The 22,986-nt window shown below is 41.3% G+C and carries 21 protein-coding genes and 1 pseudogene; 21 read left to right on the forward strand and 1 reads right to left on the reverse strand.

The features are described 5' to 3' along the window. Positions 1–181: 181 nt before the first annotated feature. The 8 genes and pseudogenes from HT687_RS08715 (at position 182) to HT687_RS08750 (ending at position 5,569) form a co-directional block, all read left to right on the forward strand. On the forward strand, positions 182–1,582 hold the full coding sequence (locus tag HT687_RS08715; RefSeq protein WP_172924166.1) for a bifunctional Cof-type HAD-IIB family hydrolase/peptidylprolyl isomerase: 1,401 nt from the start codon (positions 182–184) through the stop codon (positions 1,580–1,582). A gap of 1 nt (position 1,583) precedes the next feature. Beyond that, positions 1,584–1,943, forward strand: coding sequence for a S1 RNA-binding domain-containing protein (locus tag HT687_RS08720; RefSeq protein WP_000689593.1), 360 nt, complete (start codon positions 1,584–1,586; stop codon positions 1,941–1,943). A gap of 53 nt (positions 1,944–1,996) precedes the next feature. Further along, on the forward strand, positions 1,997–2,746 hold the full coding sequence (locus HT687_RS08725; protein WP_000390770.1) for a tRNA1(Val) (adenine(37)-N6)-methyltransferase: 750 nt from the start codon (positions 1,997–1,999) through the stop codon (positions 2,744–2,746). Then, complete coding sequence (locus tag HT687_RS08730; protein WP_000384642.1) at positions 2,736–3,023, forward strand: GIY-YIG nuclease family protein; 288 nt, start codon at positions 2,736–2,738, stop codon at positions 3,021–3,023. The genes HT687_RS08725 and HT687_RS08730 overlap by 11 nt, the downstream gene beginning before the upstream one ends. Before the next feature lie 82 nt (positions 3,024–3,105). Continuing rightward, positions 3,106–4,041, forward strand: a complete 936-nt coding sequence (locus HT687_RS08735; protein WP_172924167.1) for a manganese-dependent inorganic pyrophosphatase — start codon at positions 3,106–3,108, stop codon at positions 4,039–4,041. Positions 4,042–4,126: 85 nt separating this feature from the next. Beyond that, positions 4,127–4,639, forward strand: a complete 513-nt coding sequence (locus HT687_RS08740; protein ID WP_000892241.1) for a YiiX/YebB-like N1pC/P60 family cysteine hydrolase — start codon at positions 4,127–4,129, stop codon at positions 4,637–4,639. Further along, positions 4,623–5,272, forward strand: a pseudogene (locus tag HT687_RS08745) (DUF1803 domain-containing protein). The gene HT687_RS08740 and the pseudogene HT687_RS08745 overlap by 17 nt, the downstream one beginning before the upstream one ends. Positions 5,273–5,371: 99 nt before the next feature. Beyond that, entirely contained in the window at positions 5,372–5,569 is a 198-nt protein-coding gene (locus HT687_RS08750; RefSeq protein WP_000051199.1) for a CsbD family protein, read from the forward strand. A gap of 44 nt (positions 5,570–5,613) precedes the next feature. On the opposite strand, the gene HT687_RS08755 is transcribed toward HT687_RS08750, so the two are convergent. Beyond that, positions 5,614–7,059: a UDP-N-acetylmuramoyl-L-alanyl-D-glutamate--L-lysine ligase gene (locus HT687_RS08755; RefSeq protein WP_000590270.1), complete on the reverse strand. Its 1,446-nt coding sequence runs from the start codon at positions 7,057–7,059 to the stop codon at positions 5,614–5,616. Positions 7,060–7,164: 105 nt separating this feature from the next. Between HT687_RS08755 and HT687_RS08760 the strand changes: the two genes are divergently transcribed. The 13 genes from HT687_RS08760 to greA all read left to right on the forward strand — a co-directional run bounded on the left by HT687_RS08760 (position 7,165) and on the right by greA (position 22,810). Continuing rightward, positions 7,165–8,787 carry a polysaccharide biosynthesis protein gene (locus HT687_RS08760; RefSeq protein WP_000017788.1) on the forward strand — a complete coding sequence of 541 codons (1,623 nt, stop codon included), beginning with the start codon at positions 7,165–7,167 and terminating at the stop codon, positions 8,785–8,787. Positions 8,788–8,992: 205 nt separating this feature from the next. Beyond that, positions 8,993–10,951, forward strand: a complete 1,959-nt coding sequence (locus tag HT687_RS08765) for a peptide ABC transporter substrate-binding protein (RefSeq protein ID WP_000748868.1) — start codon at positions 8,993–8,995, stop codon at positions 10,949–10,951. Between the two features lie 313 nt (positions 10,952–11,264). Further along, a complete protein-coding gene (locus tag HT687_RS08770) occupies positions 11,265–11,720 on the forward strand; it encodes a hypothetical protein (RefSeq protein WP_000500945.1) in 456 nt (151 codons plus the stop codon). 74 nt (positions 11,721–11,794) lie between these two features. Further along, a complete protein-coding gene (locus HT687_RS11995) occupies positions 11,795–11,953 on the forward strand; it encodes a hypothetical protein (protein WP_050208363.1) in 159 nt (52 codons plus the stop codon). A gap of 127 nt (positions 11,954–12,080) precedes the next feature. After that, entirely contained in the window at positions 12,081–13,175 is a 1,095-nt protein-coding gene (locus HT687_RS08780) for a cystathionine gamma-synthase (protein ID WP_000031969.1), read from the forward strand. Between the two features lie 7 nt (positions 13,176–13,182). Beyond that, positions 13,183–14,349, forward strand: a complete 1,167-nt coding sequence (locus tag HT687_RS08785) for a MalY/PatB family protein (RefSeq protein ID WP_000521379.1) — start codon at positions 13,183–13,185, stop codon at positions 14,347–14,349. Positions 14,350–14,441: 92 nt separating this feature from the next. Continuing rightward, a complete protein-coding gene (locus tag HT687_RS08790; RefSeq protein WP_001096279.1) occupies positions 14,442–17,540 on the forward strand; it encodes a DEAD/DEAH box helicase in 3,099 nt (1,032 codons plus the stop codon). A gap of 47 nt (positions 17,541–17,587) precedes the next feature. Next, complete coding sequence (locus HT687_RS08795; protein ID WP_000808213.1) at positions 17,588–18,205, forward strand: hypothetical protein; 618 nt, start codon at positions 17,588–17,590, stop codon at positions 18,203–18,205. A 10-nt stretch (positions 18,206–18,215) separates the two neighbouring features. Next, on the forward strand, positions 18,216–19,550 hold the full coding sequence (murC, locus tag HT687_RS08800) for a UDP-N-acetylmuramate--L-alanine ligase (protein WP_001127123.1): 1,335 nt from the start codon (positions 18,216–18,218) through the stop codon (positions 19,548–19,550). A gap of 9 nt (positions 19,551–19,559) precedes the next feature. Beyond that, on the forward strand, positions 19,560–20,021 hold the full coding sequence (locus HT687_RS08805; RefSeq protein ID WP_000405299.1) for a GNAT family N-acetyltransferase: 462 nt from the start codon (positions 19,560–19,562) through the stop codon (positions 20,019–20,021). Continuing rightward, on the forward strand, positions 20,018–20,512 hold the full coding sequence (locus HT687_RS08810; protein WP_000702440.1) for a GNAT family N-acetyltransferase: 495 nt from the start codon (positions 20,018–20,020) through the stop codon (positions 20,510–20,512). The genes HT687_RS08805 and HT687_RS08810 overlap by 4 nt, the downstream gene beginning before the upstream one ends. Positions 20,513–20,592: 80 nt before the next feature. Further along, a complete protein-coding gene (gene mltG / locus HT687_RS08815; protein ID WP_050975877.1) occupies positions 20,593–22,266 on the forward strand; it encodes an endolytic transglycosylase MltG in 1,674 nt (557 codons plus the stop codon). A 61-nt stretch (positions 22,267–22,327) separates the two neighbouring features. Further along, positions 22,328–22,810 (forward strand): transcription elongation factor GreA, encoded by a 483-nt coding sequence (gene greA, locus HT687_RS08820; protein ID WP_000818760.1) that lies wholly within the window; start codon positions 22,328–22,330, stop codon positions 22,808–22,810. Positions 22,811–22,986 lie beyond the last annotated feature (176 nt).

Consider the following 22,986-nt stretch of genomic DNA (forward strand, 5'->3'; position numbering starts at 1 on the left):
TTAAGTGATAAAGTCGGGCGAAATCAACCCTTGGAAATGAATGCTACTATTCAAAATAATGATGATTTAGTTCTGTACTTATCCAAGAAGTTCGAATAAGAGATAGCGAATTTCTTTGAAAATAGGGGATTTAGCTACTTTATGGTATAATGGAAAGAGTTAGATTGAAAGAGGTAGTGAGATGGATGCCAAATTAAGATATAAGGCAAAGAAGATCAAGATTGTCTTTTTTGATATTGATGATACATTGCGGAATTCCAAGACAGGTTTTATTCCGGCTTCAATCCCAGCTGTTTTTAAGCAATTACGTGAGAAAGGAATTTTGACAGGTATTGCTTCTGGACGAGGGATTTTTGGTGTCGTGCCAGAAATTCGTGAACTCAAGCCTGACTTTTTTGTAACCTTAAATGGTGCCTATATTGAAGATAAAAAAGGTCAGGTCATTTATCAACATCAGATTGAGAAGTCTGATGTTGAGGAGTATATCTCTTGGGCTAAGCAAGAGGGAATTGAGTATGGTTTGGTTGGGAGTCATGCTGCCAAGTTGTCGACTCGCACCGATATGATTAGTGAGGCTATCAATCCAATTTATCCTGATTTAGATGTGGATCCAGATTTCCATGAGAAAGAAGACATCTATCAGATGTGGACTTTTGAAGATAAGGGAGATGACTTACACTTACCTGACAGTCTCTCAGATAAACTTCGCATGGTTCGTTGGCACCAACATTCGTCTGATATTGTTCCGATTTCAGGCTCCAAAGCGACGGGTGTGGAAAAGGTTGTGGAACACCTTGGCTTGAAACCAGACAACGTTATGGTTTTTGGAGATGGGCTGAATGACTTGGAACTCTTTGATTATGTTGGAATCAGCGTTGCAATGGGAATTTCTCATGATAACATCAAAGAAAAAGCAGATTATATAACAAAAACACTAGAAGAAGATGGCATTTTTGATGCCTTAGAAGGATTTGGTATGGTAGAAAAAGAATTGCATTTCCCACAAGTAGACATTGAAACAGTAGAAGGTCCTATCGCGACTATTAAGACCAATCACGGGGACTTGCGTATCAAGCTCTTCCCAGAGCATGCTCCTAAAACAGTGGCTAACTTTGTATCTCTTTCAAAAGATGGCTACTATGATGGTGTCATTTTTCACCGTATTATCAAGGACTTTATGATCCAAGGTGGAGACCCAACTGGAACTGGTATGGGTGGCGAGTCCATCTACGGCGAATCTTTTGAGGATGAATTCTCAGAAGAACTTTACAATATCCGTGGTGCCCTTTCTATGGCCAATGCTGGTCCAAATACCAACGGCAGCCAGTTCTTTATCGTCCAAAACCAACACCTGCCTTATTCTAAGAAAGAAATTGCTCGTGGTGGTTGGCCAGAACCGATTGCGGAAATTTATGCCAACCAAGGTGGGACACCTCACCTAGACCGTCGTCACACGGTTTTTGGTCAGCTAGCTGATGAAGCTTCTTACGCTGTCTTGGATGCCATTGCTTCTGTTGAGACAGGGGCTATGGACAAGCCAGTTGAAGATGTTGTGATTGAAACAATTGAAATTGAGGACTAAGATGAAAATCGGTGATAAGCTAAAGGGTCGTATTACAGGGATTCAGCCCTACGGTGCCTTTGTTGAGCTAGAGACAGGTGATACGGGGCTGATTCATATTTCAGAGATTCGGACAGGCTTTATTGAAAATATCCATGAAGCCTTGAAAGTTGATGAAGAGGTTCAAGTTCAAGTAGTGGATTTAGATGAATTTACAGGGAAAGCAAGTCTTTCTATCCGCACTTTGGAGGAAGAAAAGCACCAGTTTCCGAGACGGAGACGCTTTTCAAGCGACCGTTTTAACTACGGCTTTGCGCCTCTTAAACGAATGATGCCAATTTGGACTAGAGAAGCCTTGCACTATTTAAAAAAGAAGAAGTAGTTTAGAATTTTATATTTTTTGTAATGTTAATATGAATCTGCTATAATAGAACCATGGAAGAAGAACAATTATTAAAATCAGGGGAGCGCATTAACCAGCTCTTCTCAACAGATATCAAAATTATTCAAAATAGAGAGGTTTTTAGCTATTCGGTGGATAGTGTTCTCTTGTCACGCTTTCCACGTTTTCCTAAAAAGGGCTTGATAGTGGATTTCTGCGCTGGGAATGGAGCAGTGGGGCTATTTGCTAGCACTCGTACTCAGGCACAGATTTTGGCTGTTGAGATTCAGGAGCGTTTGGCGGATATGGCTGAGCGCTCTGTCCGTTTGAATGGTTTGGAAGAGCAGATGGAGGTCATCTGTGATGATTTGAAAAATATGCCTGCTTATATCCAGGGAAGTAAGGTGGATATGATTTTGTGTAATCCGCCCTATTTCAAGGTGGATCCTCATTCAAACCTGAACGAGAGTGAACATTATCTCTTGGCGCGACATGAAATCACGACCAATTTGCAGGAAATCTGTCGTAGTGCCCAGAGTATTCTCAAATCTAATGGGCGTTTGGCCATGGTTCATCGTCCTGATCGACTTCTGGATATTTTGGATACGTTACAACGGCATAATCTAGCCCCTAAGCGTCTGCAATTTGTCTATCCAAAAAAGGAAAAGGAAGCCAATATGCTCTTGATTGAAGCTATCAAGGATGGTTCAACAAGTGGCTTTAAGGTCTTACCACCTCTCATTGTTCACAATGATGATGGCTCTTATACGCCGGAACTCGAAGAGATTTATTATGGATTATAAGGCTTATATGTATGTGCTGGAGTGCCGTGACGGATCCTACTATACAGGCTATACGACTTATGTGAAGAGACGCCTCGCTGTCCATAATAGTGGGAAGGGAGCCAAATACACACGAGCACGCTTGCCAGTCAAACTCATCTATGCTCAAGGTTTTGCCAGTAAGGAAGAAGCCATGTCGGCAGAAGCCCTTCTCAAGCGTAAGAAACGACCACAGAAGGAGCAATTTTTATCTGAAAATCAAGATAGAAATTTAGTCAGTTATTTTGAAGAATTGTGAGGAGCCCTTTGACTCCTCTTACTTTTGTCAAAAAGCGAAAAAAATGCTACAATAAAGAGAATAAACAAAATGAGGTATTATCATGTCTAAGATTCTAGTATTTGGTCACCAAAATCCAGACACAGATGCCATTGGGTCATCTGTAGCCTTTGCCTACCTTGCAAAAGAAGCTTACGGTTTGGATACGGAAGCTGTTGCTCTTGGAACTCCAAATGAAGAAACAGCCTTTGTCTTGAACTATTTTGGTGTGGAAGCACCGCGTGTCATCACTTCTGCCAAAGCAGAAGGTGCAGAGCAAGTTATCTTGACTGACCACAATGAATTCCAACAATCTGTATCAGATATCGCTGAAGTAGAAGTTTATGGTGTGGTGGACCACCACCGTGTGGCTAATTTTGAAACTGCAAGCCCACTTTACATGCGTTTGGAGCCAGTTGGTTCAGCGTCTTCAATCGTTTATCGTATGTTCAAAGAACATGGTGTAGCTGTTCCTAAAGAGATTGCTGGTTTGATGCTTTCAGGTTTGATTTCAGATACTCTTCTTTTGAAATCACCAACCACACACCCAACAGATAAGGCTATTGCTCCTGAATTGGCTGAATTGGCTGGTGTAAACTTGGAGGAATATGGTTTAGCTATGTTGAAAGCTGGTACAAACTTGGCTAGCAAATCTGCTGACGAATTGATTGACATCGATGCTAAAACTTTTGAATTGAACGGAAATAATGTCCGTGTTGCCCAAGTGAACACAGTTGACATCGCTGAAGTCTTGGAACGTCAAGCAGAAATTGAAGCTGCAATGCAAGCTGCTAACGAAGCAAACGGCTACTCTGACTTTGTCTTGATGATTACAGATATCGTCAACTCAAACTCAGAAATCTTGGCTCTTGGTGCCAATATGGGCAAGGTCGAAGCGGCTTTCAACTTCAAACTTGAAAACAATCATGCCTTCCTTGCTGGTGCCGTTTCACGTAAGAAACAAGTGGTACCTCAATTGACTGAAAGCTTTAATGCTTAAGATTTTGGGTGTCAGTTCAAAATCGGAAAGTCTAGTTTGCCTTATATCGAAAGGAGTTTCGGCTCCTTTTTTCTAGGAGTGAAGCATGTTAGAAAATGGCGATTTGATTTTTGTGAGAGATGAGTCAGATATGGGACAGGCCATCCAGACTTCCACAGGCAACTATAACCATGTTGCCATTTATTTGGATGGGATGATTTACCATGCTAGTGGAAAGGTGGGTGTTATCTGTCAGGAACCAGCAGACTTCTTTGAGTCCAATCATTTATACGACCTCTATGTTTACCCAGAAATGGATATCCAGTCGGCGAAGGAAAAAGCTTGCAAACATCTAGGGGCACCCTACAATGCTTCTTTCTATCCAGATGGGCATGGTTTTTACTGTTCCCAGTACATGGCAGAAATCCTACCGATTTTTGAGACCATACCTATGAAATTTGGGAATGGGGACCAGGAGATTAGTGATTTTTGGAGAGAATATTATAGGAAACTCGAACTTCCTGTGCCTCTTAACCAAGCTGGAACCAATCCCAGTCAGTTGGCAGCATCGCCTCTGTTAGAATGTAAAGAAAGGAATCTTCATGATTCAGATTTTTAATCCATCTCGTTTGACGAGACAGCCATTTTTGGAGAATTGATCCACTATCTGGACCAGTATGAGGATGTGATTCTACGGGAAATTAAGGCTCAATTTCCAGATATTGCAGTTGATAAACTCATGGAAGAGTATATAAAGGCAGGCTTGATTCTACGTGAAAATAAGCGCTATTACCTCAATTTTCCTATGCTTGAATCACTTGATAGTCTCGAACTGGATCAAGAGATTTTTGTCAGAGAAGCTAGTCCGGTCTATCAAGCCTTGTTGGAGCAGCGTTTTGAGACGGAATTATGCAATCAAACCAATGCAGCTATTTTAGTTGAAAAGACGGACTTTGCAAGATCAAAAATGACCCTGTCCAATTATTTCTACAAGGTCAAACATCAGTATCCTTTGACAGAAAAACAGCAGGAACTCTATGACATTTTAGGAGATGTTAATCCTGAGTATGCCCTCAAATACATGACAACTTTTTTGCTAAAATTTCTCAAAAAAGATCAACTGATGCAGAAACGCCGTGATATCTTTGTGGACAGTTTAGTTGTCCTGGGTTATATAGTCCAAAATGAAGATGGAAAGTATGAGTTGGCTGTCGATTTTGACAAGGAGAGATTAACTTTCTATTTAGTGTGATTGCTTTTTCTGAGCACATTGTTTGACTTTATCTATCGATAAGTTTATACTAATGTAACCGATAACACATATCGGAATAAAACTAAAGGAGACAATCATATGTCACTTGAAAACAAATTGGAACAAGCAACAGGCGCTGTCAAAGAAGGTTTTGGTAAAGTTACTGGAGACAGCAAGACAGAACTTGAAGGAGCTGTTGAAAAAACAGTTGCTAAGGCAAAAGAAGTAGTTGAAGATGCTAAAGGTGCTGTAGAAGGTGCCGTTGAAGGTTTGAAAAACGTTTTTACTAAAGAATAGGAAAAAATCAAGGGTTTCATTTTCCCTTGATTTTTTTACAATCCTTATAAATAATTTTCTGCTACGACTGCATCTCCTGGATAAGCTTCTTTCTTGCCCTGGACGATTTGGTAGCAATCGGCTCCCTTACCAGCAATAATAACTGCATCTAATTCGTGATTTGTGATGGCCATTGCCGCTTTGATGGCTTCTTGGCGATCCGCAATCTTTTCAACAGGATGATTGATATAGCTACTAATTTCATCTGCAATGGCCATTGGGTCTTCATAATTGGGGTCATCAGCAGTCAAAAAGACTTGAATCTCAGGATGTTGATTGAGGAGAAGGCCAAAGTCCTTACGACGACTTTCTCCCTTATTTCCTGTCGAACCTAAGACCAGAGCAATCTTTCCAGTTTGATGAGTTTCTACCACATTGATGAGTTTTTTGAGACTGTCACCGTTGTGGGCGTAGTCGATGAAGACCTTGGCTCCATTTTTCTGAGTGAGGACTTCCATACGGCCGGGAACGCGGGTTGCAGCGATTCCTTTTTTGATGTCCTCAAGACTTGCTCCGAGACGAAGACAAGCAAGCCCAGCAGCAACGGCATTTTCTTGGTTGAAGTGACCAATCAGTTGGATATCATAATCACCAGCCAGTTTCCCACTAGCTGAAAAGCTAAAGGCTTTGGAATTCTCGATTTGATTATTTGATTGGCTACCATAGAAATCATGGTCTTGATCTGCCACTTGTTCTTTCAAGACAGAAAAGTGATCCATGTCACTATTAATGATGACTGCTCGGCTATTTTCCATCAAGAGACGTTTGTGGTAGAAGTAGTCTTCAAAGCTAGGGTGTTCAATCGGGCCGATATGGTCTGGGCTGATATTGAGGAAAACTCCCACATCAAAGGTTAGACCATAGACACGTTTGACCAGATAGGCTTGACTGGAGACTTCCATGATGAGGTGGGTACGGTCATTTTGCACAGCTTGATGCATCATATCAAAGAGGTAGATGCTCTCAGGGGTTGTCAATGCAGACTTAAAGAAAGTCTTACCATCTAGAGTTGTATTCATGGTTGAGAGCATAGCAGGTCGATGCCCTTGAGATAAGATGTTATAGGCGAAATAGGCTGCTGTTGTCTTACCCTTAGTACCAGTAAAGGCAAGGAGTTTGAGTTTTTTCTGTGGATTGCCATAAAACTCCATGGCAATCAAACTCATGGCTTTCTTGATATCGCTGACGATAATGGCAGGAATACCAACCTCATAGTCCTTTTCAGCCACATACCAATCGAGACCTTGAGAGATAGCTGAAAGCAGAAATTCCTTCTTAAAGGCAGCACCCTTGACGAAAAAGAGGCTCTTTTCTTTAGCCTTGCGACTGTCATAGCAGATGGTGTCAAATACGACATGGCTGTAGTTGTAGTGATAGTGTTCTTGGTCGATAATCTCACGGAAGAGACCATCTTTCTTTAATATATCTAATACGGTTTCAATCTTAATCATACTTTCTATTGTAAACCGAAAGTCGCAAATTTACAAGTAACAAGGAAAAGTTTATAATGGAAGATAAGGAGTTTTTCCTAGTTATCAAAATTGAATGAGGAATCTATGTCGCACGAAAACAATCACCAGCAGGCCCAGATGTTACGGGGGACTGCTTGGTTAACGGCTAGTAACTTTATCAGTCGCCTGCTTGGGGCCATCTATATTATCCCTTGGTATATCTGGATGGGGTCTTATGCGGCTACAGCAAATGGACTCTTTACCATGGGATACAATATCTATGCCTGGTTCTTGCTGGTTTCAACAGCAGGGATTCCAGTTGCGGTGGCCAAGCAAGTTGCCAAGTATAATACCATGCGAGAAGAGGAGCATAGCTTTGCCCTGATTCGGAGCTTTTTAGGCTTTATGACGGGACTTGGCCTGGTTTTTGCTTTAGTCTTGTATCTCTTTGCTCCTTGGCTAGCAGACTTGTCTGGCGTGGGCAAAGACTTGATCCCAATCATGCAAAGCTTGGGTTGGGGAGTCTTGATTTTCCCATCTATGAGTGTTATCCGAGGATTTTTCCAAGGGATGAATAATCTCAAACCTTATGCCATGAGTCAAATTGCTGAGCAGGTCATTCGTGTTATCTGGATGCTTCTAGCAACCTTTATCATTATGAAGCTCGGTTCAGGAGATTACCTAGTAGCGGTTACCCAATCCACCTTTGCTGCCTTTGTCGGTATGGTAGCCAGTTTTGCAGTCTTGATCTATTTCCTTGCCAAAGAAGGTTTACTCAAAAGAGTCCTTGAAACAGGAGATAAGATAAATAGCAAGCGTCTTTTGGTCGATACCATTAAGGAAGCCATTCCTTTTATCCTGACAGGGTCTGCCATCCAGCTTTTCCAGATTTTGGATCAGCTGACCTTTATCAATAGTATGAGCTGGTTTACCAACTACAGCAACGAGGACTTGGTTGTCATGTTTTCTTATTTCTCAGCCAATCCTAATAAAATCACGATGATTTTGATTTCTGTTGGGGTTTCGATTGGGAGTGTAGGCTTGCCACTTTTGACGGAGAACTATGTTAAGGGGGACTTGAAGGCAGCTTCTCGTCTCGTTCAGGACAGCATTACCATGCTTTTTGTATTCCTGCTACCAGCAACGGTTGGAGTGGTCATGGTAGGAGAACCTCTTTATACGGTCTTCTATGGTAAGCCAGATAGTTTGTCCATGGGCTTATTTGTCTTTGCAGTTTTGCAGTCTATTATTTTAGGCTTGTACATGGTCTTGTCCCCCATGCTTCAAGCCATGTTCCGCAACCGCAAGGCCGTTCTCTATTTTATCTATGGTTCTATTGCCAAGCTGGTCTTGCAACTGCCTACCATCGCCCTTTTCCACAGTTATGGTCCCTTGATTTCAACAACCATCGCTCTTATCATTCCTAACGTCTTGATGTATCGGGATATTTGTAAAGTAACGGGTGTTAAGCGCAAGGTGATTGTGAAGCGAATCATTTTAATCAGTTTGCTGACCCTAGTCATGTTTCTGTTAATAGGAACCATCCAGTGGCTGTTAGGATTTGTTTTCCAACCAAGTGGACGTTTGTGGAGCTTCTTTTATGTAGCTCTTGTCGGTGCCATGGGGGGTGGACTCTACGGATTCATGAGTCTCTATACTCGTCTCTTAGATAAGGTTATTGGACAGGCCAAAGCTGCCCAGTTGCGAGCAAAATTTAAGTTTTCTTAAGATAGCATTTATAAATAAAAGGAATAAGTTGAACAATCTTTTAGGAGAACTTGAAACTTATTCCTTTTTTTAGCGTCAAAACAGCTAAAATTATCTTTTAAGAGTAGAAGATGAGGCCTTTTTCGATTTTTTTGGACAAAATCATTGACTAAACAAACTAAACGTTGTATAATAAAACAAATCTTTAAAGCAGGAGGTTCTGGAAATGAAAAAGTCTAAGAGCAAATATCTAACCTTGGCAGGTCTTGTCCTGGGTACAGGAATTTTATTGAGCGCGTGTGGAAATTCTAGCACAGGATCAAAAACCTATAACTATGTTTATTCAAGTGATCCATCTAGTTTGAACTATCTAGCAGAAAACCGCGCAACAACAAATGATATTGTGACCAACCTGGTAGATGGTCTCATGGAAAATGACCAATATGGGAACTATGTGCCATCCTTGGCAGAGGATTGGAGTGTTTCTAAGGACGGTTTGACCTATACCTACAAACTTCGTAAGGATGCCAAGTGGTTTACTTCTGAGGGAGAAGAATATGCTCCTGTAACTGCCCAAGATTTTGTGACAGGTTTGCAATATGCGGCTGATAAAAAATCAGAAGCCTTGTATCTAGTGCAGGACTCTGTTGCAGGTTTGGATGACTATATCACTGGTAAAACAAGCGACTTTTCAACTGTCGGTGTCAAGGCTCTTGATGACCAAACGGTTCAATACACCTTGGCTCGACCAGAACCTTACTGGAACTCAAAAACGACATCAACCATTCTTTTCCCAGTCAATGCGGATTTCCTAAAATCAAAAGGGGATGATTTTGGCAAGGTAGACCCTGCTAATATTTTGTACAGTGGACCTTTCTTGATGAAAGCTTTTGTTTCAAAATCTGTCATCGAATACAAGAAAAATCCTAACTACTGGGATGCTAAGAATGTCTTTGTAGATGATGTTAAATTGACCTACTATGATGGTAGTGACCAAGATGCTCTTGTTCGTAACTTTACAGACGGAGCCTATAGCTACGCTCGTCTCTATCCAAATAGTTCAAGTTTTGAAGGGATTAAAGAAAAATACAAAGATGATATCATCTACAGTATGCAGACTGCTACGTCTTATTACTGGAATTTTAACCTAGATAGACAAGCTTATAAATTTACTTCTAAGACGACCGACATTGAAAAGAAATCAACTCAGGAAGCAGTTCTTAATAAAAACTTCCGTCAAGCTATTAACTTTGCCTATGATCGTACAGCCTATGGGGCTCAAACTCAGGGAGAAGACGGAGCGACTAAGATTTTGCGTAACTTGGTTGTTCCTCCAACCTTTGTAAGTATCAAGGGAAAAGACTTTGGTGAAGTAGTAGCCTCTAAGATGGTCAATTATGGTAAGGAATGGCAAGGTATCAACTTTGCGGATGGTCAAGACCCTTATTACAATCCTGAGAAAGCCAAGACTAAATTTGCTGAGGCCAAGAAAGAGCTAGAAGCTAAGGGAGTTCAATTCCCTATTCATTTGGATGCGACAGTTGACCAAGCTTCTAAGAAGGGGATTCAAGAAGTAAGCTCTATGAAGCAATCTATTGAAGCAGCTTTAGGTACGGAGAACGTCGTTATTGATATCCAACAGTTATCAACAGAGGACTATCATAACTCAAGTTACTTTGCTCAAACAGCAGCTCAAAAAGATTATGACCTTTACAATGGTGGTTGGGGTCCTGACTACTTAGATCCATCAACCTATCTTGATATCTTTAGTGTCAAGAATGGTGGGGTTCTACAAAATCTTGGACTCGAGCCTGGTGAAGCCAACGACAAGGCTAAGGCAGTTGGACTTGACACTTATACTCAAATGTTGGAAGAGGCTAATAAGGAGCAAGACCCAGCCAAACGTTATGAAAAATATGCTGATATTCAAGCATGGTTGATAGATAGTTCTCTAGCGATTCCAAATGTTTCATTGGGTGGAACACCTGGCTTGAGAAAAACAGTTCCTTTCTCAGCACCTTATTCATTGGCTGGTAATAAAGGGGTCGAATCATTTAAGTACCTCAAAGTACAAGATAAGATTGTCACAACAGACGAATATGCAAAAGCCAGAGAAAAATGGTTGAAAGAAAAAGAAGAATCTAATAAAAAAGCCCAAGAAGAATTGGCAAAACATGTCAAATAAGGATTTTTCAAGAAAAACGATGGTTTCGAAGGAAGCTGTCGTTTTTTAATAGAATGATAGTAAATTTGGAAGAAAAATCTCACATTTTTTTCTTTGTTTCTTGAGTTTATGTTATAATGAATATAACATAAATGTGAGACGCTATTTTCGAAAATCTACCCAATGTTGATTGAAGTATGCATATGCTAGGGTAATGTTATAGGAGGGATGCCGTCTACTGAAAAAGTAAGATAAAACGCAACAAATGATAAGTTCTTCTTTTATGTGAAGAGTTCTTATCTGCCTATTTAGTGATTTTTATGAAGGTATCATCATGGGCGCGATTATGGAATTTGCGACAGAAAAACAGATTGCATCCTTTCTCTCAACTTGCCGCATTGAAGGGCAAAAGAATTTTCTGATGGCTTTCAAGAAAAAGACATGGTTGAAATCCTTTATTGATTTTTTCATTATAGGTGGTTCCTACTATGTTCAGTCGAGTGTGAAGCCTAAAATTCTGGCATTCACACCTAAGGGGATTTTCTTGATGGACATCAGTGATATAACTGAAAATCGTTCTAATCAAGTCGTAGAGATGCCTTGGAATCAAGTTCAAGATTTTACTTATAAGCCAGTCTTGAATACAGTTAGGCTGAACTGGAACTATCAAAATGAAGCCTATATTTTTTCTGTGGATGTTGGTCAGATTAGTCAGCATGTAGGTCAGTATCAATTTAACAAAGAGCATTATGACTATTTAGTCAAACAGGATTTCTTTCAGTCTAAGTAAGCCCTAGCAAGGATTTTCACAAAAGAATCTGGAAGCTTTTCTGGATTCTTTTTAGTTTTACTAGCTAGTACTCAATGAAAATCAAAGAGCAAACTAGGAAGCTAGCCGCAGGTTGCTCAAAACAGTGTTTTGAGGTTGTAGATAAGACTGACGAAGTCAGCTCAAAACACGGTTTTGAGGTTGCAGATAGAACTGACGAAGTCAGTAACATATATACGGTAAGGCGACGCTGACGTGGTTTGAAGAGATTTTCGAAGAGTATAAGTCTATAGTTTGAAACTATAGCTAGCTCTTGAAAAGAAGAAAATGAGTTGATGAAAATAAGTGGTACAATAGTTACTATAGATTTGGAGGTATTGTATGAGCAAGGAATTACACATTAACACAATTTTGGCCCAGGCGGGCATTAAGTCAGATGAAGCGACAGGTGCATTGGTGACACCGCTCCATTTTTCAACGACCTATCAGCATCCAGAGTTTGGTCGATCTACTGGGTTTGACTATACGCGCACTAAAAATCCAACTCGTAGTAAGGCTGAGGAAGTCTTGGCGGCTATTGAGTCAGCAGACTATGCCCTAGCGACTAGCTCAGGGATGTCAGCTATTGTACTGGCCTTTAGCGTCTTTCCAGTAGGAAGTAAGGTCTTGGCAGTGCGTGATCTTTACGGTGGTTCTTTTCGCTGGTTTAACCAAGTGGAGCAGGAAGGTCGTTTCCATTTTACCTATGCCAATACAGAAGAAGAGTTGATTGCCGAGTTAGAAAAGGATGTGGATGTTCTCTATATCGAAACCCCAACCAATCCCTTAATGTTGGAATTTGATATCGAAAAACTAGCAAAATTGGCTCATGCTAAGGGTGCCAAAGTGGTGGTGGACAATACCTTCTATAGCCCTATCTACCAACGTCCGATTGAAGATGGAGCAGATATGGTTCTCCATTCAGCAACCAAGTATCTAGCAGGCCACAATGATGTCTTGGCTGGAGTGGTTGTAACCAATAGTTTAGAACTATACGAGAAGCTCTTTTACAATCTCAATACGACAGGGGCAGTCTTGTCTCCATTTGACAGCTACCAGTTGCTTCGTGGTCTCAAGACCTTGTCTCTTCGTATGGAGCGCTCAACAGCCAATGCCCAAGAAGTGGTTGCCTTTTTGAAGGATTCTCCAGTAGTTAAGGAAGTTCTCTACACTGGTCGTGGGGGCATGATTTCCTTTAAAGTAGCCGATGAAACGCGCATTCCACATATTTTGAACAGTCTTAAGGTCTTCTCTTTTGCGGAAAGTTTGGGTGGTGTAGAAAGTCTTATTACTTATCCAACGACACAAACCCACGCTGATATTCCAGCAGAAGTGCGCCATTCTTATGGTTTGACAGATGACCTCTTGCGCTTGTCAATTGGGATTGAGGATGCTAGAGATTTGATTGCAGATTTGCGCCAAGCTTTAGAAGGATAAGACAAAGATGGGAAAATATGATTTTACAAGCCTGCCCAACCGTTTAGGGCACCATACCTATAAATGGAAAGAAACAGAAACGGATAGTGAAGTTCTACCAGCTTGGATAGCGGATATGGACTTTGTGGTCTTGCCTGAAATCCGCCAAGCCGTGCAAACTTACGCAGACCAACTGGTTTATGGTTATACCTATGCCAGTGAAGACTTAATTAAGGAAGTTCAAAAGTGGGAAGCTACACAATACGGTTACAACTTTGACAAAGAGGCTCTTGTTTTTATCGAGGGTGTGGTACCAGCCATCTCAACAGCTATTCAAACCTTTACAAAAGAAGGCGAGGCGGTTTTAATTAACACGCCTGTCTACCCACCCTTTGCTCGCAGTGTCAAGTTGAACAATCGTAGATTGATTACTAATTCCTTAGTGGAAAAGGATGGTCTGTTTGAGATTGACTTTGACCAACTTGAAAAGGATTTGGTGGAAGAGGAGGTTAAACTCTATATTCTTTGCAACCCTCACAATCCTGGTGGACGTGTTTGGGAAAAAGAAGTGTTGGAGAAGATTGGCCAACTCTGCCAAAAACACGGTGTTTTGTTAGTTTCAGATGAGATTCACCAAGATTTGACCCTCTTTGGTCACAAACACCAGTCTTTCAATACCATCAATCCTGCCTTCAAAAATTTTGCTATCGTCTTGACCAGTGCCACTAAAACATTTAATATTGCTGGGACAAAAAATTCCTATGCAGTCATTGAAAATCCTAAGTTGAGACTGGCTTTCCAGAAACGCCTGTTGGCCAATAATCAGCATGAAATTTCAGGCTTGGGTTATTTGGCGACAGAAGCTGCCTATCGATACGGTAAAGATTGGCTAGAGGAACTCAAGCAAGTCTTTGAAGATCACATCAATTATGTGGTGGATCTATTTGGAAAAGAGACTAAAATCAAGGTCATGAAACCGCAAGGTACCTACTTGATTTGGCTTGACTTTTCAGCCTATGACCTGACTGATGAAACATTGCAAGAGTTGTTGAGAAATGAATCCAAGGTTATCCTCAACCGTGGTTTGGATTTTGGAGAGGAAGGAAGTCTCCATGCCCGCATCAATATAGCTATGCCCAAATCTCTATTGCAAGAAGTCTGTCAGCGGATTGTGGCTACTTTTGCCAAACGTTAAAAATCCAGTCTTCTAGGAGAAAAGTCTTCCTAGAAGGCTATTTTCATAGGCGAAAATATGGTATAATAAAAAGATAAGGTAAAGGTGAAAATATGGCTAAATTGATTCCGGGGAAAGTTCGTATCGAAGGTGTTGCCCTTTATGAAACTGGTAAGGTTGATATCATCAAGGAAAAGAACAATCGGCTCTACGCTCGCGTTGCAGAAGAAGAACTGCGCTATAGTTTAGAGGATGATTTGGTTTTTTGTGCCTGTGATTTTTTTCAAAAGAGGGGCTACTGTGTGCATTTGGCAGCGCTAGAGCATTTTCTGAAAAATGATGAGCGTGGTCAGGAAATCTTGTGGAGTCTGGAAGAAGGTCATGAAGAAAAAGAGGCCATTGAAACCAAGGTGACCTTGGGTGGCAAGTTTTTGGATCGAATTTTATCTCCAAAATCAGAATGCGCCTATGAGTTATCAGTTGTGGGTCAGGTGGAAGCAGGAAGCAATCATATCTTGTGGACTCTGAGAATCGGCCAAATCAATAGCCAAAAATACTATGTCATTCGGGATATTCTACTCTTTTTAAGGATTGTCGAGCAGAGAAAGTCTTATATGATTGGCAAGGTCTATGAGGAGTCTCTTTCTTGGGAAGCCTTTGATGAGGCCAGCCAAGAACTTCTGACGTTCTTACGGGGACTGATGGAGGAAGGACAGGCTCCAGACCTCTTTTTCCAAAACCAGGGTCGGCACCTCTTTTTCCCTCTGACCTTTTTTGAGCAGGGTGTGAATTTACTGATGACCTTGCCCCATTTTCAATTTGACCATCAAGTGGATAGCTACCAGACCCTGCTTTTTCAGGATATGCATGCTGATGCTAATCTATTTGCCTTTACAGTAATAGAATACTCGGATTATTTTGAAATGGAAATCAGAGAGAGTCCAAGAGTTAATGCCTTTTATCAGGGAGCTGTACTTTTCCATAAAGGACAGGTTTATTTTCTAACAGACCAACAGATGCGTCTTCTCAAGGAAATTAAAGCGCTACCTGTGGATCAGCATGGAAAGAAATACCTGCAATTTGATAGTAGTGACCGAGATAAGTTGGCTTCTTGTTTAACTTTTTTTAGCCAGATGGGGACTGTTTCAGCTCCAGAACGGTTACAAATCAAAACGTTTGCGCCCTCTTTTTACTTTGACAGGGAAGAAGATAATCGGATTCGTTTAGAGATTCAGTTTGATTATGGGGATAGGCAGGTATCAAGCCGACAAGAGCTAGAAGAATTGCCATTTTCAAGTGATGCTGACTTAGAAGAAAGAATTTTCCAAGTCTGTTTGGTTACAGGTTTTGAAGCAGACTTTCAATCTTGGCGTCAGGCCCTAAAAGCAGAGTCTGTCTATCATTTCTTCCACGAAATCATTCCAGTCTTTGAAAAACTCGGGAATGTTGACCTATCAGACAAGTTAGAAGAACTCTATAACCTAGCAAGCCCTCAAGTGCAGATTGCTTCCAAGGGAGGTCTCTTGGAAATCCAATTTGATTTTCAAGATATTGCCCAAGAGGAAATTGATCAAGCCATGCAGGCCTTGGTTGCCAATCAAGATTTTTACATTGATTCGTCCAATCGAGTCTACTTTTTCGATGAAGAAACCAAGAAAATTCGCCAAAATCTACAGGAACTGGGGCAGTTTGAATTAAAAGATGGGACCTTGCAGGCTCGGAAATCTTTGGCCTACAGTTTAGCTCATCTCTTTGAAGGGCGAGACCGTGTTTCTTTTTCACAAGAATTCCAGAATCTGGCCCAGGATTTGACGCATCCAGAGGACTTCCCTAGACAAGCAACTCAGGTTCAGGCCGATTTGCGAGATTATCAGGAAAAGGGAATCGGCTGGCTGCAAATGCTCCATCACTATGGTTTTGGTGGAATTTTGGCTGATGATATGGGACTTGGTAAAACCCTGCAGACTATTGCTTTTTTGACCAGTCAAGTGACAAAAGAAAGTCGGGTCTTGATTTTAGCACCGTCAGGTTTGATTTACAACTGGGCAGATGAATTTCAGAAGTTTGCCCCACAGTTGGATGTGGCTGTTGTTCATGGTTTGAAAGCTAGTCGTGAAGAGATTCTTGCTGATAGCCATCAAATCTATGTGACGAGCTATGCTACCTTCCGTCAGGACAGTGAGCTTTATCAGGGGATGGCCTTTGACTTCCTTTTCTTAGATGAGGCTCAGGTCATGAAAAACGCCCAGACCAAGATTGCTCAGACTTTGAGACAATTTGTGGTGCCGTCTGTCTTTGCCTTGTCAGGAACTCCGATTGAAAACCATCTGGGTGAGTTGTGGTCTATTTTCCAAATCGTCATGCCAGGACTTTTGCCAAGCAAGAAAGAATTTATGAAATTACCAGCTGAGCGCGTTGCTCAGTTTATCAAGCCTTTCGTGATGAGGCGCAAGAAAGAAGAAGTGCTGACTGAATTGCCAGATTTGATTGAAGTAGTTTATAAGAATGAACTGGAAGACCAGCAAAAGGCTATCTACCTAGCCCAGTTGCAACAGATGAGAGATAGATTGGCTCAAGTGTCAGATCAGGAATTTCAGCGAAGTCGTGTGGAAATCTTGTCTGGTCTGATGCGCTTGCGCCAAATCTGTGACACTCCTGCCCTCTTTATGGAAGATTATCAGGGAGCCAGTGGCAAACTGGATAGTCTCCGAGACCTGCTGGTACAGGTGGCAGACGGCGGACACCGTGTCTTGATTTTCTCGCAGTTCAAGGGAATGTTGGAGAAAATTGAACAAGAACTGCCAGACTTGGGCTTGACTTCCTTTAAAATTACGGGTTCAACCCCAGCCAAGGAAAGACAAGACATGACCAAGGCCTTTAACCAAGGGGAAAGAGATGCCTTTCTGATTTCCCTCAAGGCTGGTGGTGTCGGTCTGAACCTGACAGGTGCTGATACGGTTATCTTGGTCGATCTTTGGTGGAATCCTGCTGTTGAGGCGCAAGCCATTGGCCGTGCCCATCGGATGGGTCAGGAAGAAACGGTTGAGGTCTATCGCTTGGTGACCAAGGGAACCATTGAAGAAAAAATTCAGGAACTCCAAGAACAAAAGAAACATCTGGTGTCACAAGTATTGGACGGCACAGAGTCACGTGGCAGTCTCACCCTAGCAGAAATTAGAGAAATTTTGGGAATTTCTGAAGCCAGCACTTGAAAAATCAAGACAATACGCTATAATGAAGTGTTGAAAGGAAATAGAAAATGAAACAAGAACGATTTCCATTGGTGTCAGATGACGAGGTCATGCTGACTGAAATGCCAGTCATGAACTTGTACGATGAGTCTGATCTGATCAGTAATATCAAGGGTGAGTATCGGGATAAAAATTATTTAGAATGGGCTCCTATTGCTGAAGAAAAACCAGCAAAACCGCTTGAAAAGCAAGTAGAGAAACCTAAAAAGGCTCCTTTAGGGGTAAAAAAAGAAGGAAAGAGCTATGCGGAGGTGGCGCGTGAAGAAGCGCGTGCAGACTTGAAAAAGAAACGCTCTGCTAACTATCTAACTCAGGATTTCAGCCGTGCGAGACGTCATTCTAAATCAGGCCTTCTTAGACAGGGCAACCAACCGACAACTCCTTTCCAAAAGGAAAATCCTGGTGAATTTGTCAGATATAGCCAAAAATTGACCCAGTCTCATTATATCTTAGCGGAGGAAGTTCATTCTATCCCTACCAAGAATGAAGAAGTGTCAGCACCTGCTCCAAAGAAAAACAACTATGATTTTCTAAAGAAGAGCCAAATCTACAATAAAAAAAGTAAACAAACAGAACAAGAACGTCGGGTTGCCCAAGAGTTGAATCTGACCAGAATTACAGAATAGGGGAGAAAACATGCCAAAGACATATCATTTTATCGGGATTAAGGGATCAGGGATGAGTGCCTTGGCCTTGATGTTGCACCAAATGGGGCATAAGGTACAGGGTTCAGATGTTGAAAAGTACTACTTTACTCAACGAGGTCTTGAGCAGGCAGGAATTACCATTCTTCCTTTTGATGAAAAGAATCTAGACGGTGATATGGAAATTATCGCTGGAAATGCCTTTCGTCCAGATAACAACGTCGAAATTGCCTATGCAGACCAAAATGGTATCAGCTACAAACGTTACCATGAGTTCCTAGGAAGCTTTATGCGTGACTTTGTTAGCATGGGAGTAGCAGGAGCACATGGAAAAACTTCAACGACAGGTATGTTGTCTCATGTCTTGTCTCACATCACAGATACCAGCTTCTTGATTGGGGATGGGACAGGTCGTGGTTCGGCCAATGCCAAATATTTTGTCTTTGAATCTGACGAATATGAGCGCCATTTCATGCCTTACCACCCAGAATACTCTATTATCACCAACATTGACTTTGACCATCCAGACTATTTCACAAGTCTAGAGGATGTTTTCAATGCTTTTAACGACTATGCTAAACAAATTACCAAGGGTCTTTTTGTCTATGGTGAAGATGCAGAATTGCGTAAAATTACGTCTGATGCACCAATTTATTATTATGGTTTTGAAGCAGAAGGTAATGACTTTGTAGCTAGTGAGCTTCTTCGTTCTACGACTGGTTCAACCTTCACCGTTCATTTCCGTGGACAAGACTTGGGGCAATTCCACATCCCAACCTTTGGTCGTCACAATATCATGAATGCGACAACCGTTATTGGTCTTCTTTACACAGCAGGATTTGATTTGAACTTGGTGCGTGAGCACTTGAAAACATTTGCTGGTGTTAAGCGTCGTTTCACTGAGAAAATTGTCAATGATACAGTGATTATCGATGACTTTGCTCACCATCCAACAGAAATTATTGCGACCTTGGATGCGGCTCGTCAAAAATACCCAAGCAAGGAAATTGTAGCAGTCTTCCAACCGCATACCTTTACAAGAACCATTGCCTTGTTAGATGACTTTGCCCACGCTTTAAACCAAGCAGATGCTGTTTACCTAGCGCAAATTTATGGGTCAGCTCGTGAGGTAGACCATGGAGATGTCAAGGTAGAAGACCTAGCTAATAAAATCAACAAGAAACACCAAGTGATCACTGTTGAAAATGTTTCACCACTCCTTGACCATGACAATGCTGTCTATGTCTTTATGGGAGCAGGAGATATCCAAACCTATGAATATTCATTTGAACGACTCTTGTCTAACTTGACAAGCAATGTTCAATAGGTTATTCTCATGGAAATTCCAATTAAGATCATTCAGGCAAGTCAGTCTGATTTGGCTGAGATAGAGGCACTTCAAACTTCGTCTTTTCCGGCTGAAAAGCAGCAACCTTCCCATATCTTAGAAGAAAGTATCCGTAAGTGTGCGGATACCTTTCTTCTAGCTAGGGATGAAAACCAACTTTTAGGCTATATTCTATCAAGTCCCCAGTCAGACAATCCGCAATGTCTAAAAGTAGATTCTTTAGTCATTGAGTCTGACCATCAGAGACAAGGATTGGGAACACTTCTTCTTGCGGCTTTGAAAGAGGTGGCAGTTGAGCTGGATTACAAAGGGATTCGTTTGAAGAGTCCTGATGAGCTGCTTTCCTATTTTGAAATGAGCGGTTTTATTGATGAAGAAACTTCCCTTTATGAAACTAGCCAGGGTTTTAGTATGATTTGGTTTAATCCCTATTATCTGGAGGTACAATGAAGATCAGACAAGCAAGATTAGAAGATTTAGAACGTATCGTTGAGATTGAACTAGAAAATTTCTCGGTAGAAGAAGCTATTCCTCGATCTGTTTTTGAATCGCATTTGCGAGAAATTCAGACCTCTTTTCTGGTTGCGGAAAAAGTAGGTAGAATCATGGGGTACATAGAAGGGCCAGTTGGACCACACCGCCATCTGCAAGACCAGTCCTTTACAGAAGAAATAAAAGACTATAGTCATGAGCCTGGTGGTTATATCTCTGTGACCTGTCTTTCTATTGCCAAAGAAGCACAGGGCCTCGGACTTGGACAAAAATTACTAATAGCCTTGAAAGAAGTTGCTCTTGAAGATAAGAGAGATGGCATTAACCTAACCTGTCATGACTATCTCATCGCCTACTATGAAAAGCACGGATTTGTCAATGAAGGCTTGTCCCAGTCAACCTTTGCAGGGGAAACCTGGTATGATATGGTTTGGGAAACGAAAAAATAAGCTAGGAAAAGTATCATAGGTTGCTTTTCTTGGACTTTTAAGATATAATATTATGGATTGTCAACAAGGAGGAAAAACTTTTGAGTGAAAAGTCAAGAGAAGAAGAGAAATTAAGCTTTAAAGAGCAGATTCTGAGAGATTTAGAAAAAGTAAAAGGCTATGATGAAGTTCTGAAAGAAGATAAGGCAGTAGTTCGCACTCCTGCAAATGAACCTTCAGCTGAAGAACTCATGGCTGATTCCTTGTCAACGGTAGAGGAAATTATGAGAAAAGCTCCTACCGTGCCTACTCACCCAAGTCAAGATGTACCAGCTTCTCCAGCAGATGACCTTCAAAGAGAAACTCCTGGTGTTCCAAGTCATCCAAGTCATCCAAGTCAAGATGTACCTTCTTCTCCAGCGGAAGAAAGTGGTTCAAGACCAGGACCAGGTCCTGTTAGACCTAAGAAACTTGAAAGAGAATACAATGAAACCCCAACAAGGGTAGCTGTTTCCTATAAGACGGCAGAGAAAAAAGCAGAACAAGCAGGTCCAGAAACACCTACGCCTGCTACAGAAACAGTGGATATCATCAGCGATACACCACGTCGTAGCCGTAGAGAAGGAGCAAAACCCGTTAAGCCTAAGAAAGAGAAGAAGTCACATGTGAAAGCCTTTGTGATTTCATTCCTTGTATTCCTTGCCTTGCTCTCAGCAGGTGGTTACTTTGGTTACCAGTATGTTCAGTCATCTTTACAGCCTGTGGATGCTTCATCGAAACAATATGTGACGGTTGGAATTCCAGAAGGTTCAAACGTTCAAGAAATCGGTACGACGCTTGAAAAAGCTGGTTTGGTAAAGCATGGTCTGATTTTTAGCTTTTATGCCAAGTATAAAAATTATACCGACTTGAAAGCAGGTTACTACAATTTGCAAAAGAGTATGAGTACAGAAGACTTACTCAAAGAGTTGCAAAAAGGTGGAACAGATGAACCACAAGAACCTGTCCTTGCGACTTTGACAATTCCAGAAGGTTATACTTTGGATCAGATTGCTCAAGCGGTAGGTCAATTGCAAGGTGACTTCAAAGAGCCTTTGACAGCGGATGCTTTCCTAGCAAAAGTTCAAGATGAGACGTTTATCAGTCAAGCAGTAGCCAAATATCCTACTTTATTGGAAAGTTTGCCTGCAAAAGATAGTGGTGCGCGTTATCGTTTGGAAGGATACCTTTTCCCAGCTACTTATTCTATCAAGGAAAGCACAACTGTTGAGAGCTTGATTGATGAGATGTTAGCTGCTATGGATAAGAACCTATCTCCTTACTATAGTACTATCAAATCTAAAAACTTGACTGTCAATGAGTTGTTGACCATTGCTTCCTTGGTCGAAAAAGAAGGTGCCAAGACAGAAGATCGTAAGCTCATTGCAGGTGTATTCTACAATCGTTTGAATCGTGATATGCCACTTCAAAGTAATATTGCAATCTTGTATGCCCAAGGAAAACTGGGGCAAAATATCAGCTTAGCTGAGGATGTTGCGATTGATACCAACATTGATTCACCTTATAATGTTTATAAAAATGTAGGTCTCATGCCTGGTCCAGTCGATAGTCCAAGTCTGGATGCGATTGAGTCAAGCATCAATCAAACTAAGAGCGATAACCTCTACTTTGTAGCAGATGTCACAGAAGGCAAGGTCTACTATGCTAATAATCAAGAAGACCACGATCGCAATGTCGCTGAACATGTCAACAGCAAATTAAACCAAACAAACTAAAATTATGTGATACTTCACATAATTTTCTTTAGAAAATATTATTAGAAGAAAGTTGAGAAAAATGGCAGAAAAAACATATCCTATGACCCTTGAGGAAAAGGAAAAACTTGAAAAAGAATTAGAAGAATTGAAATTGGTTCGTCGACCAGAAGTGGTAGAACGCATTAAGATTGCCCGTTCATACGGTGACCTTTCAGAAAACAGTGAGTACGAAGCAGCTAAGGATGAACAAGCCTTTGTCGAAGGACAAATCTCTAGCTTAGAAACAAAAATCCGCTATGCTGAAATCGTCAATAGCGACGCAGTTGCCCAGGACGAAGTAGCGATTGGTAAAACAGTCACCATCCAAGAAATTGGTGAGGACGAAGAAGAAGTTTATATTATCGTAGGTTCAGCGGGTGCGGATGCCTTTGCAGGTAAAGTTTCAAATGAAAGCCCAATTGGACAAGCCTTGATTGGCAAGAAAACAGGTGATACAGCAACCATTGAAACGCCTGTTGGTAGCTATGATGTAAAAATCTTGAAGGTTGAAAAAACAGCCTAAAAACAGAAAAAGGAGTGGGGAGGCGATGTACTTCACTCACTCCTTTTTCCATTTTGCTACTCTTCGAAAATCTCTTCAAACCACGTCAGCGTCGCCTTGCCGTATATATGGTTACTGACTTCGTCAGTTCTATCTACAACCTCAAAACCATGTTTTAATACTCATCTACTTTCAAA

Source organism: Streptococcus sp. 1449, assembly GCF_013276805.1.
Lineage (GTDB): Bacteria > Bacillota > Bacilli > Lactobacillales > Streptococcaceae > Streptococcus > Streptococcus pseudopneumoniae.

Excerpts from the sequence above, each read along its gene's own strand:
- HT687_RS08715 (WP_172924166.1), top strand. The coding sequence starts at position 182 with ATGGATGCCAAATTAAGATATAAGGCAAAGAAGATCAAGATTGTCTTT.
- HT687_RS08720 (WP_000689593.1), top strand. The coding sequence starts at position 1,584 with ATGAAAATCGGTGATAAGCTAAAGGGTCGTATTACAGGGATTCAGCCC.
- HT687_RS08725 (WP_000390770.1), top strand. The coding sequence starts at position 1,997 with ATGGAAGAAGAACAATTATTAAAATCAGGGGAGCGCATTAACCAGCTC.
- HT687_RS08730 (WP_000384642.1), top strand. The coding sequence starts at position 2,736 with ATGGATTATAAGGCTTATATGTATGTGCTGGAGTGCCGTGACGGATCC.
- HT687_RS08735 (WP_172924167.1), top strand. The coding sequence starts at position 3,106 with ATGTCTAAGATTCTAGTATTTGGTCACCAAAATCCAGACACAGATGCC.
- HT687_RS08740 (WP_000892241.1), top strand. The coding sequence starts at position 4,127 with ATGTTAGAAAATGGCGATTTGATTTTTGTGAGAGATGAGTCAGATATG.
- HT687_RS08750 (WP_000051199.1), top strand. The coding sequence starts at position 5,372 with ATGTCACTTGAAAACAAATTGGAACAAGCAACAGGCGCTGTCAAAGAA.
- HT687_RS08755 (WP_000590270.1), bottom strand. The coding sequence starts at position 7,059 with ATGATTAAGATTGAAACCGTATTAGATATATTAAAGAAAGATGGTCTC.
- HT687_RS08760 (WP_000017788.1), top strand. The coding sequence starts at position 7,165 with ATGTCGCACGAAAACAATCACCAGCAGGCCCAGATGTTACGGGGGACT.
- HT687_RS08765 (WP_000748868.1), top strand. The coding sequence starts at position 8,993 with ATGAAAAAGTCTAAGAGCAAATATCTAACCTTGGCAGGTCTTGTCCTG.
- HT687_RS08770 (WP_000500945.1), top strand. The coding sequence starts at position 11,265 with ATGGGCGCGATTATGGAATTTGCGACAGAAAAACAGATTGCATCCTTT.
- HT687_RS11995 (WP_050208363.1), top strand. The coding sequence starts at position 11,795 with ATGAAAATCAAAGAGCAAACTAGGAAGCTAGCCGCAGGTTGCTCAAAA.
- HT687_RS08780 (WP_000031969.1), top strand. The coding sequence starts at position 12,081 with ATGAGCAAGGAATTACACATTAACACAATTTTGGCCCAGGCGGGCATT.
- HT687_RS08785 (WP_000521379.1), top strand. The coding sequence starts at position 13,183 with ATGGGAAAATATGATTTTACAAGCCTGCCCAACCGTTTAGGGCACCAT.
- HT687_RS08790 (WP_001096279.1), top strand. The coding sequence starts at position 14,442 with ATGGCTAAATTGATTCCGGGGAAAGTTCGTATCGAAGGTGTTGCCCTT.
- HT687_RS08795 (WP_000808213.1), top strand. The coding sequence starts at position 17,588 with ATGAAACAAGAACGATTTCCATTGGTGTCAGATGACGAGGTCATGCTG.
- murC (WP_001127123.1), top strand. The coding sequence starts at position 18,216 with ATGCCAAAGACATATCATTTTATCGGGATTAAGGGATCAGGGATGAGT.
- HT687_RS08805 (WP_000405299.1), top strand. The coding sequence starts at position 19,560 with ATGGAAATTCCAATTAAGATCATTCAGGCAAGTCAGTCTGATTTGGCT.
- HT687_RS08810 (WP_000702440.1), top strand. The coding sequence starts at position 20,018 with ATGAAGATCAGACAAGCAAGATTAGAAGATTTAGAACGTATCGTTGAG.
- greA (WP_000818760.1), top strand. The coding sequence starts at position 22,328 with ATGGCAGAAAAAACATATCCTATGACCCTTGAGGAAAAGGAAAAACTT.